Source organism: Streptomyces sp. NPDC126510, assembly GCF_040302345.1.
Taxonomy (GTDB): domain Bacteria; phylum Actinomycetota; class Actinomycetes; order Streptomycetales; family Streptomycetaceae; genus Streptomyces.
Genome location: NZ_JBEORR010000022.1, coordinates 58688 through 79315, shown reverse-complemented (window position 1 = coordinate 79315; position 20628 = coordinate 58688). Strand labels below are relative to the sequence as shown.

Below are 20628 nucleotides of genomic sequence, written 5' to 3'. Positions count from 1 at the left end.
GGCGCAGTCGCCGAGCCGACCCGGCCGGCTCACGCGGCGCGGACCACCAGGGCGTAGTCCCCGAGTCCGAGCAGCCGGTCGCCCGGCAGATCGCCGTGGGCGGTGACGACCGCCTCGACGCGGCCCGTCTCCGGTTCGAACGCGACGTCCTGGACCGTGCCGAGCGTGTCACCCGTCTCGGTGAGGATCCTGAGGCCCGGCAGCTCGTGGTGCGGCGGCGCCTCGGCCGGTTCGGCGGTCGTGCGGACCAGTACCGCGTCCGGGCCGATGGCGTGCAGGGCGCCCCAGGCCAGCACGAGGTCCTTGCGGGAGTGCCGGCTTCGCACCCGGACGTGCGTCACCACACCGGACACGGCGTCGACCGTCAGCGACCTCAGCGCGCCGATGTCCTCCGCCTCGGTCAGCGTCAGCACCGGCAGGCCCCGCGCTTCGGAGAACAGCATCACGGCTCCGACCCCTCCTGCCCGGCCTGGAAGGCCCCGACCCGGGCCACGAAGGCCGGCAGGTCGTCGGCGACGTAGCGGGTGGCGTCCGCCGGTATGACCAGGGCACGGCCCGAGACGGCGAGCGTCTCGCCCCGCGGTACGTAGACCCGGTGCCGGTGGCGTCGGGAGCCCTGTACCAGTGCTTTGGCCGCGGCGATCCGGAAGCCGACGACCCGGCCGCTGCTTCCGCCCTCGACGATCACGTCGAGCACCGTGCCCACCTCGGCGCCCTCGTCGGTCAGTACCTTCGCGTGCAGCACCCGGCCCTGCTGAGCCTCGCGGCGGGCCACTACGACGGAGGTGTCCTGCAGCGCGAGGGCGTCGTGGATCATGACCGCGTGCGGACCCAGCGCGTGCACCGCCGGCCAGGGCAGGCTCTGCTTCAGCGGCCCGCTCAGCAGTCCGCGCCCGCTCAGTGTGAAACCGGTGATCCGGCCGGCGGCGGCGTCGAAGACGGTGTCCTTGACCTGCGCGACGGCGTCGCCGCCCAGGGTGACCACCGGGAGGGTCGTCAGGCTGCGCGCGGCCAGCAGCTCGTTCATCGCAGGCCCTTCCCGCGGGGCCGGCGCCGGACCGCGATGACGGTCCCCGACCGTCGCCCCGCCTGCACGGCGAGCGTCACCGCCGCGACGGCGGCGAGCGCCGCGATCACCACGACCAGCCATGTCCACCAGGCCACCGCGCACCTCCGGCGATCCGGCCCGGCCGCCCTCGGCCGGTCCTGATTCTTCACGGGTGCCCCGCGAAGGGGGGACAATGCCCGCGTCATGGAATGGGGGAGAATCTGTCAGGACTGTGAAGCCGGGGCCGGGGTACGAGCACTGGTGCAGAGCGTCCGGCCAGTCCGGCTTCCACGGAGAGAAAAGAATGATCGACCACCTGGACGGGGCAGTGATACCGACTGGTTTCGACGTGCCCGTGGAACCGCTGAGGCGGGCGGCACACTACACCGGCGAGCAGGGATGCATCGCCGAGGCGCGGTCCTTCGCCGCGCTCTTCCTCGATCAGCTCAAGACCGAGTGGTGCGCGCGTATCGACGAGCGGGTCGACGGTGCCGTACTGCTGGTGGTGAGCGAGCTGATCACCAACGCCGACCGGCACAGCAACGGGCCGTACATCCTGGAGCTCGTGGGCACCGACGCCGCGGTGGCGGTGTCGGTCTACGACAGCAGCTCCGCGCTGCCCCGCATCTTCCCCCGCAACCCCGAGCGTATCGGCCGGCACGGCCTGGAGATCGTCCACGCGCTCGCTGAGCAGGTCAGCGTGGAGCGGGTGCCGGTGGGGAAGCGGGTGCGTGCCGTTCTGCCGCTCTCCGGCGGAACCGAAGGGTGAGCCGTCCGGGTGATATGCGTCACCCGGACAGAACGAATCGTCCCCCACCTCGTCCATACCTCGTCGACGAACTCGTCGGTGCAACGTTCGCGGGTGCCGCCCCACTCCCGCATGGGGGACGGCACCCGCTGGTCGGACGTCTCCGTCAGGCGCAGCCCAGCTCGCCCAGCATGCCCTCGCGCAGTCGCGTGATGATCCGCTTGATCAGGCGGGAGACGTGCATCTGCGAGCAGCCGAGCTGCTCACCGATCTCCGCCTGGGTGGCCTCCTCCACGAACCGCATGTGGATGATCTGCCGGTCGCGCTCGCTCAGCTCCGCCATGAGCGGGGCGAGCGAGTGGAAGTCCTCGACGAGCCGCAGCCCGTCCTCCTCCACGCCGATGAAGTCGGCCAGGACCGCCTCGCCACCCTCCGGGCCGTCCCCGGTCAGCGCGGCGTCCAGCGACGACGAGTTGTACCCGTTCGCCGCGATCTGCCCCTCCACGACCTCACGCTCGGAGATGTTCATCAGCGTGGCCAGCTCGGCGACCGTCGGCTCACGGTCCAGTCGGCTGGCGAGCTCCTCACGGGCCTTGGCCAGCTCGACGCGCAGCTCCTGCAACCGCCGGGGCACGTGCACCGCCCACGTCGTGTCCCGGAAGAACCGCTTGATCTCGCCGACGATGTACGGCAGCGCGAAGGAGGTGAACTCGACCTCGCGCGAGAGCTCGAACCGGTCGATGGCCTTGATCAGGCCGATCATGCCGGTCTGGACGATGTCCTCCATGTCGTCACCGCGACCGCGGAACCGGCCGGCGGCGAAACGCACGAGGGACATGTTCATCTCAATGAGGGTGTTGCGCGCGTACTGGTACTCGTGCGTTCCCTCTTCGAGTTCCGTCAGGCGCTGGAAGAACTGGCGGGACAGCTGCCTCGCGTCCCGCGGAGCCACGGACCGCGGGTCCACGACTCCTGGCAGTGCTCCGTCACCCGCGCTGGCCTCGGCGTTCTCTTCGACGACCTGTGCCTTCGACCGGATCACGGCGGTCTCCATTACCTCTCCCACGAACGTCACGGCGACATCTGCATAGGTACTCCCGAGTTGCGGGTACCCGGGTTGACGCGCACCATGCCCTCCGATTTTCCCATGGGCGAAATAGAGTGGAATGTCACCCTCCGCCCTCGGTCCCCGTCCTGCGCGCGGTGATTCCCCTCAGGGCGGAACGCAGGGCCCTTCCCCCGGCGGCCGGCATTCCTAGGCTGGAGAAGTGAGCAACCACCTGCCGAAAGAAGCCCGAGTCATTCCGCTGCGCCCGCACGGCGCTCGTCCCGCCGCCGCACCTCCGCGCCAGGCGCCGCCGGTCCCCGCCGTGAAGGAGCCGCTGTGGCGGGACCTGGTGGGTGACGTCCTGCGCCGCGAACGCCTCGCGCAGGAGCGCACACTGAAGGACGTCGCCGACGAGGCGCGGATCTCCATGCCCTACCTCTCGGAGGTGGAGCGGGGCCGCAAGGAGGCCTCCTCGGAGGTCCTCGCGGCCGCCGCCCACGCCCTCGGGCTGAACCTCGGCGCCCTGCTGACCAGGGCGCACGGCGAACTGACCCGTCTCACCTCGCACTACGCGGACGGTGGCCGCCGCGGCGCCTCCACCTCTTCGCGCGACGGACTGTGCCTGGCGGCCTGAGCCGTGCCGACCGGCCGGCGCCTCACACCCGCACGAGGCGCCGGCTGAGCACCTCGTCGGCCAGCCCGTAGCCCACCGCCTCCTGCGCGGTGAACACCTTGTCGCGGTCCATGTCGGCCCGCAGGGTCGCCACGTCGTGCTGGGTGTGCCGCGCCAGCACCTCTTCCACCTGGGAGCGGATGCGCACCATCTCCTTGGCCTGGAGCGCCAGATCGGAGACCATGCCGCGCTGCCCCCCGGCAGCCGGCTGGCCGAGCAGCACCCGTGAGTGCTCCAGCACGAACCGCCGCCCCGGATCCCCGCCGGCCAGCAGCACGGCCGCGGTGGAGGCCGCCTGCCCCACGCAGAACGTGGAGATCGGCGCCTGCACGAACGTCATCGTGTCGTAGATGGCCATGAGCGAGGTGAACGAGCCACCCGGAGAGTTGAGGTAGATCGCGATCTCGCTCTCCGGCGACGACGACTCCAGGTGAAGGAGCTGGGCGATGACGACGTTGGCGACGCCGTCGTCGATCTCCGTGCCGAGGAAGATGATCCGCTCGGACAGCAGCCGGCTGAACACGTCGTAGGACCGCTCGCCCTGCGGAGTGCGCTCGACGACGTTCGGGATCGTGTACGTACCCATCACTGCAGCCCCATCCTGCGCCGGGTGGCCGCCGGACGGACGTCCGCGAGGGACTCCACGACCCGGTCCACCATGCCGTACTCCCTGGCCTCCTCCGCCGTGAACCAGCGGTCCCGGTCGCCGTCCCGGGAGATGGTCTCCGGGCTCTGTCCGGTGTGTTCGGCGGTGATCCGCTCGATGGTCCGCTTGGTGAACTCCAGGTTCTCCGCCTGGATCTCGATGTCGGCGGTGGTGCCGCCGATCCCCGCCGACGGCTGGTGCATCATGATCCGCGCGTTCGGCAGGGCGTAGCGCTTGCCCGGTGCGCCGACGCTCAGCAGGAACTGGCCCATGCTGGCCGCGAACCCCATGGCCAGCGTGGAGACGTCGTTCGGGATGAGCCGCATCGTGTCGTAGATGGCGAGGCCCGCGTGCACCGCGCCGCCCGGGCTGTTGATGTACAGGCTGATGTCGGTGTGGGCGTCCTCCGCGGACAGGATGAGCAGCTGTGAGCAGACCCGGTTGGCGGAGACCTCGTCGACCTGGGTGCCCAGCAGCACGATGCGCTGCGCGAGCAGCTGGGCGGCCAGATGGTCGTCGAAACGGGTCGGAGGGGTGTCGCCCTCCTCCGCCCGCGGGGCGAGCGTGGTGAGTGGAGTCATCGGTTCTCCTCGTGTGCGGCGACGGGTGCCGCCGATGTGTGGGGGATGTGCCGTCGACTCCACTCTTGACCTCAGGCGATGCCCGCGAACGGTTTCTCTGCCCTCGGCAGATCCGCTACCGGCAGAGACCGAAGGCTCAGCCCTTCTCGCGCAACTGGCCGAAGAACGCCCGCACATCACCCACCAGCAGCTCCGGCTGCTCCATCGCGGCGAAGTGCCCGCCGCGGTCGAACTCCGTCCAGCGGACGATGTTCTCCGTGCGCTCCGCCTTGTGCCGCAGCGGAATCTGGGGGTCGGCGGCGAAGGCGGCCACCGCGGTCGGCGCGGCGGAGGGCTCCTGCGGGGCGGCGATCCGCTCGCCCCGGGCGTGGGCCCGCTCGTAGTAGACCCTGGCTGACGAGCCCGCCGTGCCCGTCAGCCAGTAGAGCATCACGTTCGTGAGCATCAGGTCCCGGTCGACGGCCTCCTCGGGCAGCTCCCCGGAGTCCGTCCACTCCTGGAACTTCTCGACGATCCAGGCGAGTTGGCCCACGGGGGAGTCGGTGAGCGCGTAGGACACGGTCTGCGGCCGGGTGGACTGCACATGGAAGTAGCCCGTGCCGTCGCGGGACCACTCCGCCCACCGCCGCCAGGAGGCGAGCGTGCGCTCCCGCTCCGCGGGGCTCAGGGCCTGGAGCTCCCCGGCGGTCGGCTCGGTGGCCGCCTGGGCGCCGGGCAGCAGATTGAGGTGGATGCCGGTGACCCGTCCGGGGTGGACGCGGCCCAGTTCGCGGGAGATCGCCGCACCCCAGTCGCCGCCCTGCGCGCCGAACCGCTCGTAGCCGAGGCGCGTCATCAGTTCGGCCCAGGCGTCGGCGATCCGGCGCGCCTCCCAGCCGGTCTCCCGCGTGGGCCCGGAGAACCCGAAGCCGGGGATGCTCGGCAGCACGACGTGGAAGGCGTCGGCCGGATCGCCCCCGTGGGCGGCCGGATCCGTCAGCGGCCCGACGATGTCGAGGAACTCCACGATCGAACCCGGCCACCCGTGCGTGACGATCAGCGGGGTCGCGTCGGGCTCGGGGGAGCGGATGTGGGCGAAGTGCACCTGCGCGCCGTCGATCTCGGTGACGAACTGCGGCCACGCGTTCAGCCGCGCCTCCGCGGCCCGCCAGTCGTAGTCGTGCCGCCAGTACCGCACCAGCTCCCGCAGATAGCCCGAGGGAACGCCGTACGTCCAGCCCACGCCCGGCAGCTCGTCGGGCCACCGGATGCGGTCGAGGCGGTCGTGGAGGTCGTCGAGGTCGCTCTGCGGTATGTCGACACGGAAGGGACGGATGCCGCTGTCGGCGGGCGTGGACGTCATGGCCGCGATGCTAGTTCCGAACGGTGTAGTGGCCACCTTGATTTTCCGGCCGCCCGGCCGATGAGTTCCGGGGCAAGTACCGGTCGACAGTGGTGACAGCGTTCCACGCACCCGGGAGGACTCATGACCACCGACGGATTCACCACCTGCCTCTGGTTCGACGGCCGGGCCGAGGAGGCGGCTCACTTCTACGTCTCGGTCTTCAAGAACTCCAGCATCGGAAAGATCGCCCGCTACCCCGAGGGAGCGCCGCAGCCCGCCGGAAGCGTGATGACCGTCGAGTTCACGGCCAACGGGCACCGGTTCCTGGGCCTCAACGGCGGACCGCAGTTCACGTTCAGCGAGGCGGTCTCCTTCATGATCTTCTGCGAGAACCAGGAGGAGATCGACCACTACTGGGCCAGGCTCACCGAGAACGGCGGCGAGCCCGGCCCCTGCGGCTGGCTCAAGGACCGGTTCGGCGTGTCCTGGCAGGTCGTCCCGGACCGGCTCGACGACATGATCACCGACCCGGATCCGGCGAAGGCCGCCCGCGTCACCCAGGCGTTCATGGCGATGAGCAAATTCGACATCGCCGCCCTGGACAAGGCGTACGCGGGCGGATGACAGGCCCCCACAGGCGCGGAGCGGTCCCGCACCCCGCCGGCGCGGCCCCTACGCCGTCTCGGCCGCGATCTCCCCGATCACATACCGGGAGTTCGCCGCGACCGGCGGGTTCGTGTCCCAGTAGTACGGCAGCGCGATGACCGCGATCGACAGGGCCCAGCCCCGGGCCCGGGCCCATTCGGCCTCGCCGGCGCCCACCGCCTCGCGGAACACCCCGCGGGCCGCGGCCGGCAGCAGGCACCACGCGCCGACGAGGTCGACGGCGGGATCACCGACGCCCACCGTCCCGTAGTCGATCACGGCGCTGAGCCGCCCGCCCTCGACCAGCAGGTTCCCGGCCATCAGGTCGCCGTGGGCCCAGACCGGCGGCCCGGTGTGCTCCGGAGCGCGCAGGGCCTCTTCCCACACCCTCGTCACCACGGCGGTGTCCACCCGGCCCGCGAGCTGCGCGAGGGCCTCACGCATGAAGGCGTCCCGGGTCGCCAGCGGCACCCCCCGGTAGCCCGGGGGGCCCTCCGACGCGTCGACACGGCGCAGGGCCGTGACATAAGCCGCCAGGTCCTCGGCGAGCAGTGCGGGTTCCTCGAGCGCGCCGGGAACCGGGTTGCGGCCGTCCAGCCAGCCGTACACCGACCAGGGCCAGGGGAAGCCGTCCCCGGGCTCGCCCCGCCCGAGGGCCGCGGGGGCGGCGACGGGAAGCGCCGGGCCCAGCCGGGGCAGCCAGCGCAGCTCGTGCGCGATGGCCTCCACGGCACGGGGGTGCCGGGGGAGCCGAACGACCTTGTCCGTGCCGAGGCGGAACATGGCGTTCTCCGTCCCGGAGGACTCCAGCCGCCGCAACGGCAGCCCGGCCCACCGCGGGAACTGTCCGGCGATCAGCCGGCCGACGACCGAGACGTCGATGTCCAGCTCGTCCTCATGCATTCGCACCGCACACATGCCGCCCATTCGAGCGGTCAACGCGCCGCCTGTCGAACGGTTTTGGTGATCTCCCGGGCCAGGCGCAGAATCCCGGGGGAGCGGACCGGACAGGGCTTCGGCCTGGAGGTCGTGGGGGCCAGGCAGAAGTGGAGATAGTCGTCGTCGCGGTGCAGGGCCGTGCGGTCGCGGCCGGGCTGTGTGCACAAGCCGGGGCGGGCGCGTTCATAAGCGGTGCACGGCAGGTACTGCGACCAGGTGTAACGGCCGGTGGCCGGGCTCACCGCCTTCCCGGCGTCCGCCACGAGGCCGCCCGAGGCCGCGGCACGCCTCTCGTACAGCGCGTTGACGCGCCGGACCCGCTCGGGGGTGATCGGGTCCGGCCCCTGCGACACCCAGACGATCCGCGGGCGGCTCTCGCCCCCGGCCGCGGCGATCTGCTCCGAGAGCCGGCGCGCGTCGGCGTCGTAGCGGCTGAAGTAACGGGCCGGGGACTTGCCGTAGGTGATGCCGTCCATGCACGGCGTGTAGCCCCAGGAGTTCCCCCAGAACTGCAGGACGACGACGTCGGGCCGCAGCCTGCGCACCAGCGCGGCGGCCTTCTCGGCGGCCGGTACCAGGGAGCGGTCGGCCGTCCCCTCCAGGTAGTCGCACAGGGTGGTGCCGGAGTACGGGGCAGCGGTGTACTTCGCCTTCAGGTCCCGGCGTAACTCCTCGCCCAGGACTTTGTGCCCCTCCATCGCCAGCGAGTCGCCCAGGTACAGCACCGTGGGCGCCCGTTCCGGCTCCGGACCTGGGGAGGCGGGGGCGCGCTGGTGGGTGGTGGCCGACGCGCGTGGTGCGGCCGGTGCCGGTTCCTCGGGTGCGGACGCGGGATCCCCGCACCCGCCGAGGAGCACCCCGGCCAGCAGTACCCCCACGACCCACGGCTTGCGCATACGGCAACTCCCGCCCCGGCCACCGAAATGGCACTCAGGCAAACACAACCGGGCGCCGAGGGGAAGACGTGCGCCGCGGGTAGGCCCACTCGACGCGCGCGTCCGCGCCCGGGTGACTAGCGTGAGGAAACAGACGATTCCACTCATGCGGGGAGGGCCGTGGCCATGGCCGTGCAACCTGAAGGAGCCCCGTGCTGGGCCGACGCGATGTTCGGTGATCTCGAAGGGGCCAAGAACTTCTACGGCGAGGTCCTCGGCTGGACCTTCGCCGAGGCGGCGGCGGAGTTCGGCAACTACACGGAGGCCTCCGTGAACGGCAAGGCGGTCGCCGCCGTCGTCCCGCCGATGCCGGGCCAGGAGGGGCCGTCGCAGTGGTGCCTCTACTTCGCTTCCCAGGACGCCGCCGCCACCGCCGCCCGGATCCGTGATCACGGCGGTGAGGTGCTGATGGAGCCGATGCGGGTCGCCGACCTCGGCACCATGTGCCTGGCCCGCGACCCCGGTGGTGTCGTCTTCGGCGTCTGGCAGGCCGGCACCCACGAGGGCTTCCAGGCGATGGCCGAACCCGGTGCGTACACCTGGGCTGAGGTCTTCACCCGCGAGCCGGAGAAGTCCGACGCGTTCTTCCCCGCCGTGTTCTCCTACCGGCAGCGGGACATGGAGGACGGCGAGATGGACTTCCGGGTCTACGACCTGGGTGAGCGCACCGTGCTGGGGCGGATGAGGATGGGCGAGGAGTTCCCGCCCGAGATGCAGCCCTACATCAACGTCTACTTCACCGTCGAGGACTGCGACGAGGCCGTCGCGAAGGCCACCAAGCTGGGCGGCGTGCCGCGGTTCGGTCCGATGGATACCCCGTTCGGCCGGTTCGCGGCGATCAGCGATCCGCAGGGCGCGAACTTCTCGGTGATCGACATCACGAAGACCGAGGGCGAGATGCCGAAGCTGACCGACGTGTCCTGAGCAGCCGGACCTCCCGGCCGGACGGCCCCCCGCGGCCATGGCATGATCGAGCGCATGCGTGAACGTGTTGTGGCCGCGTGTGACGGGGCTTCGAAGGGAAATCCGGGGCCCGCGGGCTGGGCCTGGGTCATCGCCGACGCCTCCGAGACGCCGGAGCGGTGGGAGGCGGGGCCGCTCGGCAAGGCCACCAACAACGTCGCCGAACTCACCGCGCTGGAGCGCCTGCTGGCGGCGACCGATGCGGACGTGCCGCTCGAGGTCCGGATGGACTCGCAGTACGCGATGAAGGCCGTCACCACCTGGCTGCCGGGCTGGAAGCGCAACGGCTGGAAGACCTCCGCCGGCAAGCCGGTCGCCAACCAGGACCTCGTCGTGCGCATCGACGAGCTCCTGGACGGCCGCTCGGTCGAGTTCCGCTACGTCCCCGCCCACCAGGTCGACGGCGACCGGCTCAACGACTTCGCCGACCGCGCCGCCAGCCAGGCCGCCGTCGTCCAGGAGCCCGCGGGCAGCGGCCTCGGTTCTCCCGAGCCGCCGCCCTCCCCGGACACCCCGGCGAAGACCCTCCGGTCCCGCCCGCGCGGCGGCGCGGCCCGCACGGCCAAGGCCGCGGGCGGCAAGGGTTCCTCGCGCACCATCAAGGCGAAGTTCCCCGGCCGCTGCCAGTGCGGCCGCTCCTACGCGGCCGGTGAGCCCATCGCCAAGAACGACAGCGGCTGGGGCCACCCGGAGTGCCGCTCGGGCGCGAGCGTCTGATCAGACGTCGAACGTGTAGAACCGCGTGTGGTCCAGAAGGTCCGCCGGGCTCATGTCGTGCCACGGCCGCATCGTCTCGTTCAGGTCGATGACGTTCGGCGTCCCCGCGGTGGGCAGGTAGCCCGAGCCGGGGTGACGGCGCTGCCACTCCGCCCACAGCTTGTCTATGTACGCGTGGTGCAGCCAGAACACCGGGTCGTTGGGGGAGACCCCGGTGGCCATCTGCCCACCGACCCAGACGTGGACGCGGTTGTGCAGATTGACGCCCCGCCACCCCTCGAGGTGGTTGCGGAAGCCGTCCGAGCCGCTGTTCCAGGGCGCCATGTCGTACGTCGGCATCGCCAGCACCGACTCGACCTCGGCCCGCGTCGGCAGCTCGCGTGTACCGGAACCCAGGGAGCGCCGCAGGAACGTACGGCCGTCGACCCGCACGTCGACCGGCCAGTTCCCGCCGGACGCGGAGAACGGTCCGTCCGTCACCCGGCCGTCCCGCTCCCGTCCGGTGCCCCCGAGGAAGTCGGGCGCCCACAGTGAGGCGCGCGGCGTACGGTCAACCGTCCAGTCCCAGTAGGGCAGCGTCACCGACGCGTCCACCGACTGCAGTGCCCGCTCGAACTCCAGGAGGAATCTTCGGTGCCAGGGCAGGAAGGACGGTGAGCGGTGCCCGGTTCGCTCGCCGTTGTCGGTGTCGGAGACGATGAACGAGTTGTGCGTCGTGACGAATTCGTCGTAGCGGCCGCTGCGCTTCAGCTCCAGCAGCGCGGCGACGAAACGCCGCTTCTCGTCGGCGGTCAGGGTGGACTGGTTCTTGCGGACAGCCATGTGCGGGTGCTCCAGATGCCTTTCGGGGAGGGTCAGTTGGCGGGGAAGGGCAGCAGGGGCGCGCCCTGCAGCTCGTCCACCGCGGCGCGGGCGGCGGCGCGCGGGGTGGCGACCGGGTCGTAGTGGCTGACGACGCTGATCCAGCTGCCGTCGGCGTTGCGCATCACGTGCAGCTCCACCCCGTCGACGAACACCGCGTATCCCGCGCCGTGATGGCCGTGGTGGCCGGACCCGGTGGCCGGACGGCCCTGTATCCGGCGGCCCTTGTAGACCTCGTCGAAGGTGCCGGGGGAGTCGTGGTGCCCGGCGGCGGAGGCCGGGGTGGCGGCTGACAAGGCCCCCGCGCTCGTGGCGAGGACGGCCGCGGCGGTGAGCGCGCTGCGACGGCTGAGTTCCGGCATACGGACCTCCTGGGTGGGTTCGGCTGATGACCCCGCATGCCTACCGGCCCGCCCGCTGCCGGGAGAAATCCACGCGAGCCGGTTGGCTGCGATCCGGGCAATTCCCCTTATGTCGTGCAAGGTTGAACGAAGATGATCTTGCTCCACGAGGGGCCCGTGCGAGTGCGGAAGGGGAAATTCCACCCGCGAAGGGTGCAGTGGCGGATGTTTCTGCCGGTGCGATCCCCTGCTCGTGGTGCGCGTCACGCCACGAAACTGGCGCGATCCGGCGGTCGGGTCCCCATTGATCCTCGGCGACACTCTGGGTGTACGACAAATTGCACAGCGTAATAAGCTTGGGTGAATTACTATTCACCGGTTATGGTGAATGACAATTCACTCGCGCCCTCGACCGGCGCGTCGGCCCGCTGGAGCACCTATGGACCAGACACCCGCGATACGCAAGCCGCCCGGCGCGAGCACCCTGCGGGAACGGCTCACCGTCCCGGTGCTCGCGTTCGGCGGCATCCTCATGGCCGTCATGCAGACCGTGGTCGTGCCCCTGCTGCCCGACCTGCCCCGGCTCACCGGCGCCTCGGCGGGCACGGTCTCCTGGATGGTGACGGCCACCCTGCTCTCCGGCGCCGTCCTCACGCCGGTCCTGGGCCGGGCCGGCGACATGTACGGCAAGCGGCGGGTGCTCATGGCGGCCCTCGGGCTGATGACCGCCGGTTCGGTCCTGTGTGCCCTGACCTCCGACATCACCGTGCTCATCGCCGCCCGCACCCTGTCCGGTGCCGCCGCCGCGGTCGTTCCGCTGTCCATCAGCATCCTGCGGGACGAGCTGCCGCCGGAACGCCGGGGCTCGGCTGTGGCGCTGATGAGTTCCACCGTCGGCATCGGCGCCGCGCTCGGCCTGCCGCTGGCCGCGGTGATCGTGCAGTACGCGAACTGGCACACGATGTTCTGGGTGACCGGCGCCCTCGGCGCCGCGGGCGTGACCTCGGTGTGGTGGGCGGTGCGCGAATCACCGGTGCGCGAGCCCGGCCGCTTCGACGTACCGGGCACGATCGGGCTGGCCACCGGGCTGGTGTGCCTGCTGCTCGGGGTGTCGCAGGGCGGGCAGTGGGGGTGGGGCAGCGGCCGTGTCGTGGGTCTGTTCGCCGCCGCCCTCGTCGTGCTCGCGCTCTGGTCGTGGCAGCAGCTGCGGGCCGAACGGCCGCTGGTGGACCTGCGGCTGGCGGGCCGGCCCCGGGTGGGCCTGTCCCACGTGGCCGCGCTGCTCGCCGGGTTCGCGTTCTACGCCAACACCCTCGTCACCGCCCAGCTGGTGCAGGCGCCCGCGGCCACCGGGTACGGGCTCGGGCTGTCCATCGTCGCCACCGGGCTGTGCCTGCTGCCCAGCGGCATCGTCATGCTGCTGCTGTCACCCGTCTCCGCCCGTATCTCCGCCTCCCGCGGACCGCGCATCACCCTGGCCCTCGGGGCGACGGTCATCGCCGCCGGGTACGCCGTCCGCATCGCCGACAGCCGTGAGCTGTGGATGATCATCACGGGGGCCACGGTCGTCGCGATCGGCACCACCCTCGCCTACTCGGCGCTGCCCACCCTCATCCTGCGGGCCGTACCGCCCGGGCAGACCGCTTCCGCCAACGGCGTCAACGTCCTGATGCGCACGATCGGCCAGGCCGGCTCCAGTGCCGCCGTGGCCGCCGTCCTGGTCCACCACACCAGCCCGGTCGGCGGCGCGCCGGTACCCACCCTGCACGGCTATCTGCTGGCGTTCGCGATGGCCGGAGCGGTCGCCCTGCTGGCCGCCGCTGCGGCCCTGTGCATCCCCGGCGACTCCGCCGAGGACGCCGGGGACGGCCCGGACCGGGCCCGGGGCCGCACCCGGGGCGCGCGCGACGAGGCGATGGAGGGAGCATGAGTGCCGTGAGCACTCCACCCGTCAAGCCCTCACCGGCCCGCAGGGACGCCGAGTCGACCAGGACGGCGATCCTGAAAGCGGCCCGGTACCTGCTGGCCAGGCACGCACACGGCGACATCACCCTCAAGGCCGTCGCCGACCGCGCCGGAGTGAGCCCGCCGCTGATCCTGAAGTACTTCGGCAACAAGGACACGCTGTTCGCCCGGGTCATGTCCTTCGAGACCGACGCCGAAGCGCTGCTCGCCGCGCCGCTCGACGGCCTCGGTCCGCACATGGTCCGGCACGTCCTGGTCAGCCAGTCCGAGCAGGGCGCCGACCCGCTGCTGCGGATCGTCTTCGCGCCCCTGCACGGCGAGCAGGGCGACATCCTGCGCGCCAACTTCCGTACCCAGGTGACCGACCGTCTCACCGACCGTCTCACCGGCCCCGACGCGGCCCTGCGCGCCGAACTGGCCGTCGCCACCCTGCTCGGCCTGGGCGTGATGTACGGCATCGCCCGCGGCCCCGAGCTGAGGGCGAGCACCGTCGACGCCCTGACGGACCGGTACGCCCCGACCGTCCAGGCGTATCTCACGCCCCAGATGAATGAGTCCAAGGGCTCGTAGCCGTAGACCGCCGGCGAACGGTGGCACCTGTCGATGCCATTGCTGCCCAGCGAGTGCAAGGCGTGCCGGTCGTCCTGGCGGTCAGCGGAAACAACGTGACGCGTGCTCAGCAACGTGAGGACCATCTCTTTCCAACCTGGGGAGGGAGCCGATCGGTAAATGTGTCGCGCGTCGTTGCAGGCGCCGGGATACTTCCTCGGTGACTGTCACCGCAGTGCCCCAGCCGTCCCAGCTGCTGCGGCCTCGGGCCCTCGTGCCCGGAGACCTTGTCGTCGTCGCGGCGCTGTCGGGGCCGCTCGATGCCAGATACGCGCCCGCTCTCGAACGGGCCGTGGCCGAGATCGAACGGATGGGATTCCGTGTGCGTCTCGCGCCGCTCCTCGAAGCCGGACGTCACCGCTGGTGGAGCGCGGCGCGGCCGGACGAGATCGCCAAGGAGTTCAACAGTCTGCTGCGTGACCCCGAGGTGCGCGCGATCGTCGCGCACGACGGTGGCCAGACAGTATTCGGATACCTCGACCTGATCGACTTCGACGCGATCAGGGCCGACCCCAAACCGATCCTCGGCTACAGCGACATCTCCCTGCTGCACCTGGTGCTCTACGCGCGCACGGGCCTGGTCGGATTCCATGCCGACGTGGCCACGCCCGGACTCGGCGGGCACTGGCAAAGAGCGTCCGCGGCCCGCCGAACGGAGCTGGGGAAGCTGTACGCGACGCTGCTGACCGACACGGAACCGATCGGTGCGCTGCCTGCCAGTCCGTCGTGGGAATGCTGGCGTACCGGGCGTGCCGAAGGTCCGCTGATCGGCGGCGTCATCAACCGCATCGTGCTGGCGCAGGCGACGCCCTTCGCGCTGCCGCTCGAATGCTTCGACGGCGCGGTCCTGTTCTGGGAGGAGGCGGGCGGCCAGGCATCGTACGTGTGGAACTACCTGCAGATACTGCGCCACAGCGGCATCCTCGATCGGATCGCCGGCATGGTCGTGGGAGTTCCGGAGGCGATCGACGGGCTCGACTCACCAGACGGCTCCCCGACCCTGGCCGAGATCGTCCTCGACGTCGTCGGGGACCGCGACATCCCCATCCTGGGCAACTTCGAGGTCGGGCACGCAGGCCCGAATCTGCCGATGCCGGTCGGCCTGCGCGTCGCCCTCGACGCGGAGGAGAAAACGTTGTCGCTGCTCGAACCGGTAGTACGTGCTCGTGGCGACGGGACCGGTCGGTTGAGCCACGCGGATCAGTGAGAGTCGCCATGGCTTGCTCGCCGAGCGCGCGGATCTTTGCGTGAGCGCGATTGACGGCCTTCCGGCCTTCTGGTGCCGCCGACTGTGTATCCGCTGCAAATCCGCGCCGACATCCACCAGGTCTTCTTCATCCTCGGCCGCGCGATCGTCTGCTGGCGGCACGTCAGGAGCAGTGCTGATCCGAGCCCTCAGCCCGAACCGGCGACCAGCGCCTCGCCGAGCGGGGTGCGACGTAGACGCCACATCGCCCCGCCCCGTGCTCGCGACGACGACCCGGGCACCGGGCAGTCACATGACCGCCCGCCCGGACAGCTCCTAGTCGAACAGCCGGTCCAGGAAAGCGTTGCCGTACACGCGGTGCGGGTCGAGCCGGTCCAGCACCGTGTCCGCCTCGGCCCACTCGGCGGAGCCGACCGCCGCCGGAACGACGTCGCCCAGCACCTCCTCGTCGCTCCACACTCCGTCGTCCGTGTACGCCCACCCCTTGGACCACTCCACGCGGGTGAGCGCGAAACCGCCGTCGAACCTGCGCAGGAGGAACCGTTCGATCTCGCGCAGGAAGGCCTCCGCGTCCGGCGTGCCCGGCAGCGTGAGGACATCCAGCCACACGGCCGTGTCCCACTCGGGGTGGTCGTCGGGCGGCCGGAGCGCCGACAGCAGCGGCGGGCGGGCCCCGGGCACCCCTACGTCGCTCGGGTCGTCCAAACCTGTCACTCGGATCTCCACCGAGCCGTTGACCGGGAAGCTGCCCCGGGCGGCGTACGCGGCCAGCCGCTCGCGGTAGAAGGCGGCGAACTCGGAGACCACCCGCTGCACCCCGTCCCGCGAGGTGAGGACCGCGTAGCCGTCGGCGTGCACCCGCAGCGTGCTCGGCTTCAGATACAGCAGCGTGTTCTTGGACGGCCCCCACAGATCGGCGGAGAGCGTCGTCACCAGCCCCAGCGCCGCGGCCTCGTACTGCGCGGTGCCGAGCACCGGCGCCAGGTACCAGGCCGCGTCCGACGTCATCCGCCCGACCAGCTCCGCCACCGGCCCCGGGACGTTGTCGGAGAACGGGTAGTTGTACGGCCGGGTCACCTTCCGCGAGGTCAGCGGCCGGGTGGGGGAGACGCTCCACACCTTCAGCCAGGGGTGCTCGGTGAAGGCGAACCAGATCGCCTCCACCCGCCCCGCCTCGTCCAGGAAACGCGTGAGGGTCCGCCCCTCGCCCGATCCGGGCGCGGCGAACAGCTCCCCGGCCGGGATGTCCGTACGGCTCACGCACCTGAGGTCGGTGTTCGCGCCCGCCCGCAGCACCACCTCGGTCACGAGGGACCGCCCGAGGTGGGTCAGCAGCGCGGCGCAGTCCGCCTCGTCGCGGCGGAACGTGCGGAGCACGTACGCACCGGCCCCGGAATCCCACACGACCGCGGTCAGGGACAGGATCAGATTGCTGAGCGAGCCGTACGTGTGCCCGGACCGCCGTCGCTCACCCCGCGCTGGAACCGCGGTGCCGTGCGCGTCGACGGCGAGCGCGCCGCCCAGGGTCAGCACGCCGGGGGCGGGAGCGGCGGTGACGCCGAGGCCGTGCTCCTCCAGGAAGGTCAGCAGGGCCTCCATGGTCACCCCGGTTCCGGCGCGCACGGCGGTGGGGGAGTCCAGGGCGAGGCCCGTGAGGTGGGGCGTGGTGTCGACGAGGAGGACCGGCGCACCGGACGGCGTCCCCTCCGTGACCGTCAGGGGCGACCAGCCGTGCGAGGCGCCCCGGGCGCGCACCCGCCACCCGTGCCGCCACGCCCAGTTGACGACGGCGGCCACCTGGTCCGGGCCGTCCGGCGCACAGGCCCACAGACCGTCGGCGGTGATCTCGCCGACCCAGTTCCGGTACGCCGAGCGGTACAGCGCGACGTCCGCGGGGAAGTCGGGCAGCTCTTCGGCGGCGGCCGCCGGATCCGCCGGCAGACCGGGTACGGCGGCCAGCGCGGCGGCGGTGAGGAGGAGGCGTCGGCGCGTCCAGGACGAGGCGCCCGGCGGGTGGTTGTTCGCTGAACCGGTGGTCACGTGAGGTCACGCTAGGGGCCGGTTGACACGTGACGTGTTCCTGTCGCGTTGATTCACTCGTGTGAGTGAATTAGGTGGACTCGACGGGCCGGATGGATACGCTCCGCGCGGTGTCGTGACAGGTGACAGACTGACGCACATGGACGAGCGCACATTCGACAGGTCGGGTCAGCACGCCTCCGTCATCGGTCTGGGCACCTGGCAGCTGGGGGCCGACTGGGGAGACGTCGACGACAAGGAAGCCCTCACAGTGCTGGAGGCGGCGGCCGAGGCCGGGGTGACCTTCTTCGACACCGCCGACGTGTACGGCGACGGCCGCAGCGAGCAGACCATCGCCACGTTCCTGAGCGGGCGCCCGGACCTGCACGTCATGGTCGCCACGAAGATGGGCCGCCGCGTCGACCAGATCCCCGCGAACTACGTCCTGGACAACTTCCGCGCCTGGAACGACCGCAGCCGGCGCAACCTCGGCGTCGACCGGATCGACCTGGTGCAACTGCACTGCCCGCCCACCCCCGTCTACTCAGCCGACGAGGTGTTCGACGCCCTCGACACCCTGGTCGAGGAGGAGCGGGTCGCCGCCTACGGCGTCAGCGTCGAGACCTGTGCGGAGGCGCTGACCGCGATCGCCCGGCCGAACGTGGCGAGCGTGCAGATCATCCTCAACCCGTTCCGCATGAAGCCCCTGCGCGAGGTGCTCCCGGCCGCCCGTGCGGCGGGCGTCGGCATCATCGCCCGGGTACCGCTGGCCTCAGGCCTGCTGTCGGGCAAGTACACCCGGGACACCGTCTTCCCGGAGAACGACCACCGCACCTACAACCGGCACGGCGAGGCCTTCGACCAGGGCGAGACCTTCTCCGGCGTCGACTACGCGACCGGCGTGGAGGCGGCCGCCGAATTCGCGGCACTCGCCCCCGAGGGATACACCCCGGCCCAGCTGGCCCTGCGCTGGATCGCCGAGCAGCCCGGCGTCACGACCGTGATCCCCGGCGCGCGCTCGCCCGAGCAGGCCCGGGCCAACGCGGCCGCCGCCCGCCTCCCGGAGCTGCCCGGCGAGACCCTGGCGGCGATCCGCGACCTGTACGACCGGCGCATCAAGGACCAGGTCGAATCCCGCTGGTGAAGCCGGCTCTCACGGCTCCAGGAGCAGCTGCCTCTCCTGCTCCTGGTCGCCGGAGGCGGCACCGTCGTCGCGAGCCGTGAAGACCTGGGTGAGCGTGTCGCTCGCCCGCCGCACGGCCTCGGGGCTGCCCTGCACGGTGACGGTCACCGGCGCGGACAGCCGCCGGGAGGCCTTTCCGTCACCACCGGCGGAACCCGCGCCGCTCCCGGCGGAACCCGCGCCGCTCTCCCCGTCGAAGGTCGCCGTGTGGACCGTCGCGTTCCCGTCGGCGGGGAGCTCGTCCGGCGCACCGAACGTGCCTTCCAGGGCCCGGACGACCGCCCGTGCGTCGTCGGGGCCTCCGCCACTGAGTGTCACGGTGAGCTGCGTACCGGACATGCGTCCACGACCTCCTAGGACTCTGCGTCATTCGCGCCGTCCGTGTAACCGTCCCCTGATCGCTCAAACCGCCGCGCTCCCGGGACGGGGAGTCGTTCCGGGGAACCCGGGAAGGAGGAGGGCTCGGATCTCACACCGGGAGGAACAGTGGCGGACGCGGCTGAGGGTGGGGCCATGCGCCGGGGGCGCAACGAGACGGAGGAGGAGAGAGCGGACCGGATGTGGCAGGAGCTCATCCAGGAGGTCCGCGTGGCGCAGATGGGCGTCCAGATCCTGTTCGGCTTCCTGCTCACCGTGGTGTTCACCGCGAAGTACGACGATCTCTCCGGCACCGACCAGACGATCTACCTCGTCACGGTCGTCCTGGGCGCCTGCGCGACCGGGGCGCTGATAGGACCGGTGTCCCTGCACCGCCTTGTCTCCGGGCGGCGCGTCAAACCCCAGGCGGTCCAGCTGGCCTCACGGCTCACCCTGCTCGGCCTCGTGCTGCTGCTCGCCACGACGACCGCGTCACTGCTGCTGATCCTGCGCGTGGCGACGCACGACGGCTTCGTGCCCTACCTCGTCGCCGGTGTCGTCGGCTGGTACCTGCTGTGCTGGTTCGTCCTGCCGCTGTGGACCCGCCACCGCTACACCTCGCGGTGACGGCAACGCGGCCAGTTGCCGGTCGTGCGGCCGGCTGAGCAGCAGCAGCGACGTGATCGCCCCGATCAGCGCGCAGAACATGTCCCACTGCGTGTCCCAGACGTCGCCCTGGGTGGCCAGGAAGGCGTCCGCCGCATGCCCGCCGGCCACGGCGGCCGCCCACTCGAGCATCTCGAAGACGGCGCTGAAGGCCAGGCAGGCGCACACGGTCAGCGGCGCGAGCCAGCGGCTGCCGCGCAGCGGCGAGGTGCGCACCAGCAGTTCGCGCACCAGCACGGCCGGGACGAAGCCCTGCATCAGGTGGCCGAACCGGTCGTAGGGATTGCGGTCCAGACCGAAGGCGTCCCGGACCAGGTCGCCGAGCGGCACCTCGGAGTACGTGTAATGGCCGCCCACCATCAGCACCACGGCGTGGGCCGCCAGCAGGCAGCACAGCAGGCCGGTGAGCGGGAAACGCCTCCGGGTCAGGACCAGCAGTGGCAGGCCCACGACGACCCAGACGACCTCCAGGAACCAGGTCATGCGGTCGTGCGGGTGCCATCCGGACAGGACCAGCACCACGAGCACGCCCCAGGCGAGGGCGGTGGGCAGCGACGGCCGGCGACCCGGGCGTACGTCGGACACAGCGGACATGGCGGGCTCCTCTTCAGGGGAGCCCATCGTCGTGGCGGGGGCGGGCCCCCGGCATGAGTACGCCTACTCATCCCGGCCGCGGTCAGCCCCCGGCGAGGACCCCCTCCAGGAAGTCGTCGACGTGGACCTCCTCATGGCCCGGGGGGACCATGTCGTGGGTCTCCCGCAGGAACGCCGCGAACCCGGGCGCCCACCCGAACACCACCGCGTGGTGCCGGCCGCCGTCGGGACGGGCATCGCCGAGGAACTCCATGCGCAGCTCCTGCCACATCCCCCGGGACTGCGGGCGCATCCGCACATCGCCCACCCCGACCGGACGGCGCAGCGCCTCGCCGAGCATCTCCCGGTCCAGTTGCCACCGGGCCAGGACACGGCCGTCATGGCTGAAGACCACGGTGACGGCGAACGGGTCCGCGGCGTCGTAGCTCAGGTGGGCGAGCACGGAGAAACGTTCCGTGTCACCCGCCTGGAGCTGCACCACCAGGGTCTTGTGGACGAACGAGTTCACGAGGGGGCCTCCGGAAAGAACCGACGTAGAGCCCTCTAGTACCCCCGATTC

General features: G+C 71.3%; 24 protein-coding genes and 2 pseudogenes. 10 read left to right on the top strand and 16 right to left on the bottom strand.

Features of this window, described 5'->3' with window-relative positions:
- Positions 1-29 precede the first annotated feature (29 nt).
- From ABTX60_RS28155 to ABTX60_RS28145, 3 genes are read right to left on the bottom strand one after another with little or no spacing between them, the layout of a single operon-like run.
- The gene (locus tag ABTX60_RS28155; RefSeq protein ID WP_352099811.1) at positions 30-446 is read right to left on the bottom strand and encodes a PRC-barrel domain-containing protein; all 417 of its coding nucleotides are present in this window, start codon (positions 444-446) and stop codon (positions 30-32) included.
- Positions 443-1027, bottom strand: a complete 585-nt coding sequence (locus ABTX60_RS28150; protein WP_352099810.1) for a PRC-barrel domain-containing protein — start codon at positions 1025-1027, stop codon at positions 443-445. Before ABTX60_RS28150 ends, ABTX60_RS28155 begins: the two co-directional genes overlap by 4 nt.
- On the bottom strand, positions 1024-1164 hold the full coding sequence (locus ABTX60_RS28145) for a hypothetical protein (protein WP_352099809.1): 141 nt from the start codon (positions 1162-1164) through the stop codon (positions 1024-1026). The genes ABTX60_RS28150 and ABTX60_RS28145 overlap by 4 nt, the downstream gene beginning before the upstream one ends.
- A 188-nt stretch (positions 1165-1352) precedes the next feature.
- Here ABTX60_RS28145 and ABTX60_RS28140 point away from each other — a divergent pair, with 188 nt between their 5' ends.
- On the top strand, positions 1353-1817 hold the full coding sequence (locus ABTX60_RS28140; protein WP_352099808.1) for an ATP-binding protein: 465 nt from the start codon (positions 1353-1355) through the stop codon (positions 1815-1817).
- Positions 1818-1962: 145 nt separating this feature from the next.
- Here ABTX60_RS28140 and ABTX60_RS28135 read toward each other — a convergent pair whose 3' ends face one another.
- Positions 1963-2850 carry an RNA polymerase sigma factor SigF gene (locus ABTX60_RS28135; protein WP_030844182.1) on the bottom strand — a complete coding sequence of 296 codons (888 nt, stop codon included), beginning with the start codon at positions 2848-2850 and terminating at the stop codon, positions 1963-1965.
- Positions 2851-3064: 214 nt separating this feature from the next.
- Between ABTX60_RS28135 and ABTX60_RS28130 the strand changes: the two genes are divergently transcribed.
- Complete coding sequence (locus ABTX60_RS28130; RefSeq protein ID WP_352099807.1) at positions 3065-3478, top strand: helix-turn-helix domain-containing protein; 414 nt, start codon at positions 3065-3067, stop codon at positions 3476-3478.
- 22 nt (positions 3479-3500) lie between these two features.
- On the opposite strand, the gene ABTX60_RS28125 is transcribed toward ABTX60_RS28130, so the two are convergent.
- From ABTX60_RS28125 to ABTX60_RS28115, 3 genes are all read right to left on the bottom strand, one after another.
- The gene (locus tag ABTX60_RS28125; RefSeq protein WP_352099806.1) at positions 3501-4103 is read right to left on the bottom strand and encodes a ClpP family protease; all 603 of its coding nucleotides are present in this window, start codon (positions 4101-4103) and stop codon (positions 3501-3503) included.
- Positions 4103-4744, bottom strand: coding sequence for an ATP-dependent Clp protease proteolytic subunit (locus ABTX60_RS28120; RefSeq protein ID WP_142166043.1), 642 nt, complete (start codon positions 4742-4744; stop codon positions 4103-4105). Before ABTX60_RS28120 ends, ABTX60_RS28125 begins: the two co-directional genes overlap by 1 nt.
- 136 nt (positions 4745-4880) lie before the next feature.
- On the bottom strand, positions 4881-6086 hold the full coding sequence (locus tag ABTX60_RS28115; protein WP_352099805.1) for an epoxide hydrolase family protein: 1206 nt from the start codon (positions 6084-6086) through the stop codon (positions 4881-4883).
- 123 nt (positions 6087-6209) lie between these two features.
- Here ABTX60_RS28115 and ABTX60_RS28110 point away from each other — a divergent pair, with 123 nt between their 5' ends.
- Positions 6210-6692, top strand: a complete 483-nt coding sequence (locus ABTX60_RS28110; RefSeq protein ID WP_352099804.1) for a VOC family protein — start codon at positions 6210-6212, stop codon at positions 6690-6692.
- Between the two features lie 48 nt (positions 6693-6740).
- Here the strand turns inward: ABTX60_RS28110 and ABTX60_RS28105 are convergent, their stop codons facing one another.
- Both ABTX60_RS28105 and ABTX60_RS28100 read right to left on the bottom strand, forming a co-directional pair.
- Entirely contained in the window at positions 6741-7631 is an 891-nt protein-coding gene (locus tag ABTX60_RS28105; RefSeq protein ID WP_352099803.1) for an aminoglycoside phosphotransferase family protein, read from the bottom strand.
- Between the two features lie 17 nt (positions 7632-7648).
- Complete coding sequence (locus tag ABTX60_RS28100) at positions 7649-8548, bottom strand: SGNH/GDSL hydrolase family protein (RefSeq protein WP_352099802.1); 900 nt, start codon at positions 8546-8548, stop codon at positions 7649-7651.
- A 165-nt stretch (positions 8549-8713) separates the two neighbouring features.
- Between ABTX60_RS28100 and ABTX60_RS28095 the strand changes: the two genes are divergently transcribed.
- Positions 8714-9511 carry a VOC family protein gene (locus ABTX60_RS28095; protein ID WP_352099801.1) on the top strand — a complete coding sequence of 266 codons (798 nt, stop codon included), beginning with the start codon at positions 8714-8716 and terminating at the stop codon, positions 9509-9511.
- Positions 9512-9553: 42 nt separating this feature from the next.
- Positions 9554-10267: a ribonuclease H family protein gene (locus ABTX60_RS28090; RefSeq protein WP_352099800.1), complete on the top strand. Its 714-nt coding sequence runs from the start codon at positions 9554-9556 to the stop codon at positions 10265-10267.
- Here ABTX60_RS28090 and melC2 read toward each other — a convergent pair whose 3' ends face one another.
- Together melC2 and melC1 are read right to left on the bottom strand one after the other, a co-directional pair.
- Positions 10268-11089 (bottom strand): tyrosinase MelC2, encoded by an 822-nt coding sequence (gene melC2 / locus ABTX60_RS28085; RefSeq protein WP_104786365.1) that lies wholly within the window; start codon positions 11087-11089, stop codon positions 10268-10270.
- A gap of 32 nt (positions 11090-11121) precedes the next feature.
- The gene (melC1, locus tag ABTX60_RS28080) at positions 11122-11490 is read right to left on the bottom strand and encodes an apotyrosinase chaperone MelC1 (RefSeq protein WP_352099799.1); all 369 of its coding nucleotides are present in this window, start codon (positions 11488-11490) and stop codon (positions 11122-11124) included.
- Between the two features lie 418 nt (positions 11491-11908).
- Here melC1 and ABTX60_RS28075 point away from each other — a divergent pair, with 418 nt between their 5' ends.
- The 3 genes from ABTX60_RS28075 to ABTX60_RS28065 all read left to right on the top strand — a co-directional run bounded on the left by ABTX60_RS28075 (position 11909) and on the right by ABTX60_RS28065 (position 15250).
- Positions 11909-13399, top strand: coding sequence for an MFS transporter (locus tag ABTX60_RS28075; RefSeq protein ID WP_352099798.1), 1491 nt, complete (start codon positions 11909-11911; stop codon positions 13397-13399).
- Positions 13396-14004 carry a TetR/AcrR family transcriptional regulator gene (locus ABTX60_RS28070; protein ID WP_352099797.1) on the top strand — a complete coding sequence of 203 codons (609 nt, stop codon included), beginning with the start codon at positions 13396-13398 and terminating at the stop codon, positions 14002-14004. Before ABTX60_RS28075 ends, ABTX60_RS28070 begins: the two co-directional genes overlap by 4 nt.
- 214 nt (positions 14005-14218) lie before the next feature.
- Positions 14219-15250: a S66 peptidase family protein gene (locus ABTX60_RS28065; RefSeq protein WP_352099796.1), complete on the top strand. Its 1032-nt coding sequence runs from the start codon at positions 14219-14221 to the stop codon at positions 15248-15250.
- Here ABTX60_RS28065 and ABTX60_RS28060 read toward each other — a convergent pair.
- Both ABTX60_RS28060 and ABTX60_RS28055 read right to left on the bottom strand, forming a co-directional pair.
- Positions 15249-15341: pseudogene (locus tag ABTX60_RS28060) on the bottom strand (IS5/IS1182 family transposase); the annotation flags it as partial. The gene ABTX60_RS28065 and the pseudogene ABTX60_RS28060 overlap by 2 nt on opposite strands.
- A gap of 224 nt (positions 15342-15565) precedes the next feature.
- On the bottom strand, positions 15566-17290 hold the full coding sequence (locus tag ABTX60_RS28055) for a cholesterol oxidase substrate-binding domain-containing protein (RefSeq protein ID WP_352099795.1): 1725 nt from the start codon (positions 17288-17290) through the stop codon (positions 15566-15568).
- 139 nt (positions 17291-17429) lie between these two features.
- Between ABTX60_RS28055 and ABTX60_RS28050 the strand changes: the two genes are divergently transcribed.
- Complete coding sequence (locus ABTX60_RS28050; RefSeq protein ID WP_352099794.1) at positions 17430-18413, top strand: aldo/keto reductase; 984 nt, start codon at positions 17430-17432, stop codon at positions 18411-18413.
- A gap of 9 nt (positions 18414-18422) precedes the next feature.
- Here ABTX60_RS28050 and ABTX60_RS28045 read toward each other — a convergent pair whose 3' ends face one another.
- Entirely contained in the window at positions 18423-18791 is a 369-nt protein-coding gene (locus tag ABTX60_RS28045) for a hypothetical protein (protein WP_352099793.1), read from the bottom strand.
- A gap of 147 nt (positions 18792-18938) precedes the next feature.
- Here ABTX60_RS28045 and ABTX60_RS28040 point away from each other — a divergent pair, with 147 nt between their 5' ends.
- Positions 18939-19436, top strand: a complete 498-nt coding sequence (locus tag ABTX60_RS28040; RefSeq protein WP_352099792.1) for a DUF6328 family protein — start codon at positions 18939-18941, stop codon at positions 19434-19436.
- Positions 19437-19514: 78 nt separating this feature from the next.
- On the opposite strand, the pseudogene ABTX60_RS28035 reads toward ABTX60_RS28040, so the two are convergent.
- Positions 19515-20069: pseudogene (locus tag ABTX60_RS28035) on the bottom strand (DUF2238 domain-containing protein); the annotation flags it as partial.
- Between the two features lie 82 nt (positions 20070-20151).
- Positions 20152-20577 carry an SsgA family sporulation/cell division regulator gene (locus ABTX60_RS28030; RefSeq protein WP_352099791.1) on the bottom strand — a complete coding sequence of 142 codons (426 nt, stop codon included), beginning with the start codon at positions 20575-20577 and terminating at the stop codon, positions 20152-20154.
- Positions 20578-20628 lie beyond the last annotated feature (51 nt).

What these genes read in the sequence shown, in the direction of transcription:
- ABTX60_RS28150 (WP_352099810.1), bottom strand. Translation starts at nt 1,027, where the DNA reads ATGAACGAGCTGCTGGCCGCGCGCAGCCTGACGACCCTCCCGGTGGTC.
- ABTX60_RS28140 (WP_352099808.1), top strand. Translation starts at nt 1,353, where the DNA reads ATGATCGACCACCTGGACGGGGCAGTGATACCGACTGGTTTCGACGTG.
- ABTX60_RS28135 (WP_030844182.1), bottom strand. Translation starts at nt 2,850, where the DNA reads ATGGAGACCGCCGTGATCCGGTCGAAGGCACAGGTCGTCGAAGAGAAC.
- ABTX60_RS28125 (WP_352099806.1), bottom strand. Translation starts at nt 4,103, where the DNA reads ATGGGTACGTACACGATCCCGAACGTCGTCGAGCGCACTCCGCAGGGC.
- ABTX60_RS28120 (WP_142166043.1), bottom strand. Translation starts at nt 4,744, where the DNA reads ATGACTCCACTCACCACGCTCGCCCCGCGGGCGGAGGAGGGCGACACC.
- ABTX60_RS28115 (WP_352099805.1), bottom strand. Translation starts at nt 6,086, where the DNA reads ATGACGTCCACGCCCGCCGACAGCGGCATCCGTCCCTTCCGTGTCGAC.
- ABTX60_RS28110 (WP_352099804.1), top strand. Translation starts at nt 6,210, where the DNA reads ATGACCACCGACGGATTCACCACCTGCCTCTGGTTCGACGGCCGGGCC.
- ABTX60_RS28105 (WP_352099803.1), bottom strand. Translation starts at nt 7,631, where the DNA reads ATGTGTGCGGTGCGAATGCATGAGGACGAGCTGGACATCGACGTCTCG.
- ABTX60_RS28100 (WP_352099802.1), bottom strand. Translation starts at nt 8,548, where the DNA reads ATGCGCAAGCCGTGGGTCGTGGGGGTACTGCTGGCCGGGGTGCTCCTC.
- ABTX60_RS28095 (WP_352099801.1), top strand. Translation starts at nt 8,714, where the DNA reads ATGGCCGTGCAACCTGAAGGAGCCCCGTGCTGGGCCGACGCGATGTTC.
- ABTX60_RS28090 (WP_352099800.1), top strand. Translation starts at nt 9,554, where the DNA reads ATGATCGAGCGCATGCGTGAACGTGTTGTGGCCGCGTGTGACGGGGCT.
- melC2 (WP_104786365.1), bottom strand. Translation starts at nt 11,089, where the DNA reads ATGGCTGTCCGCAAGAACCAGTCCACCCTGACCGCCGACGAGAAGCGG.
- melC1 (WP_352099799.1), bottom strand. Translation starts at nt 11,490, where the DNA reads ATGCCGGAACTCAGCCGTCGCAGCGCGCTCACCGCCGCGGCCGTCCTC.
- ABTX60_RS28075 (WP_352099798.1), top strand. Translation starts at nt 11,909, where the DNA reads ATGGACCAGACACCCGCGATACGCAAGCCGCCCGGCGCGAGCACCCTG.
- ABTX60_RS28070 (WP_352099797.1), top strand. Translation starts at nt 13,396, where the DNA reads ATGAGTGCCGTGAGCACTCCACCCGTCAAGCCCTCACCGGCCCGCAGG.
- ABTX60_RS28050 (WP_352099794.1), top strand. Translation starts at nt 17,430, where the DNA reads ATGGACGAGCGCACATTCGACAGGTCGGGTCAGCACGCCTCCGTCATC.
- ABTX60_RS28045 (WP_352099793.1), bottom strand. Translation starts at nt 18,791, where the DNA reads ATGTCCGGTACGCAGCTCACCGTGACACTCAGTGGCGGAGGCCCCGAC.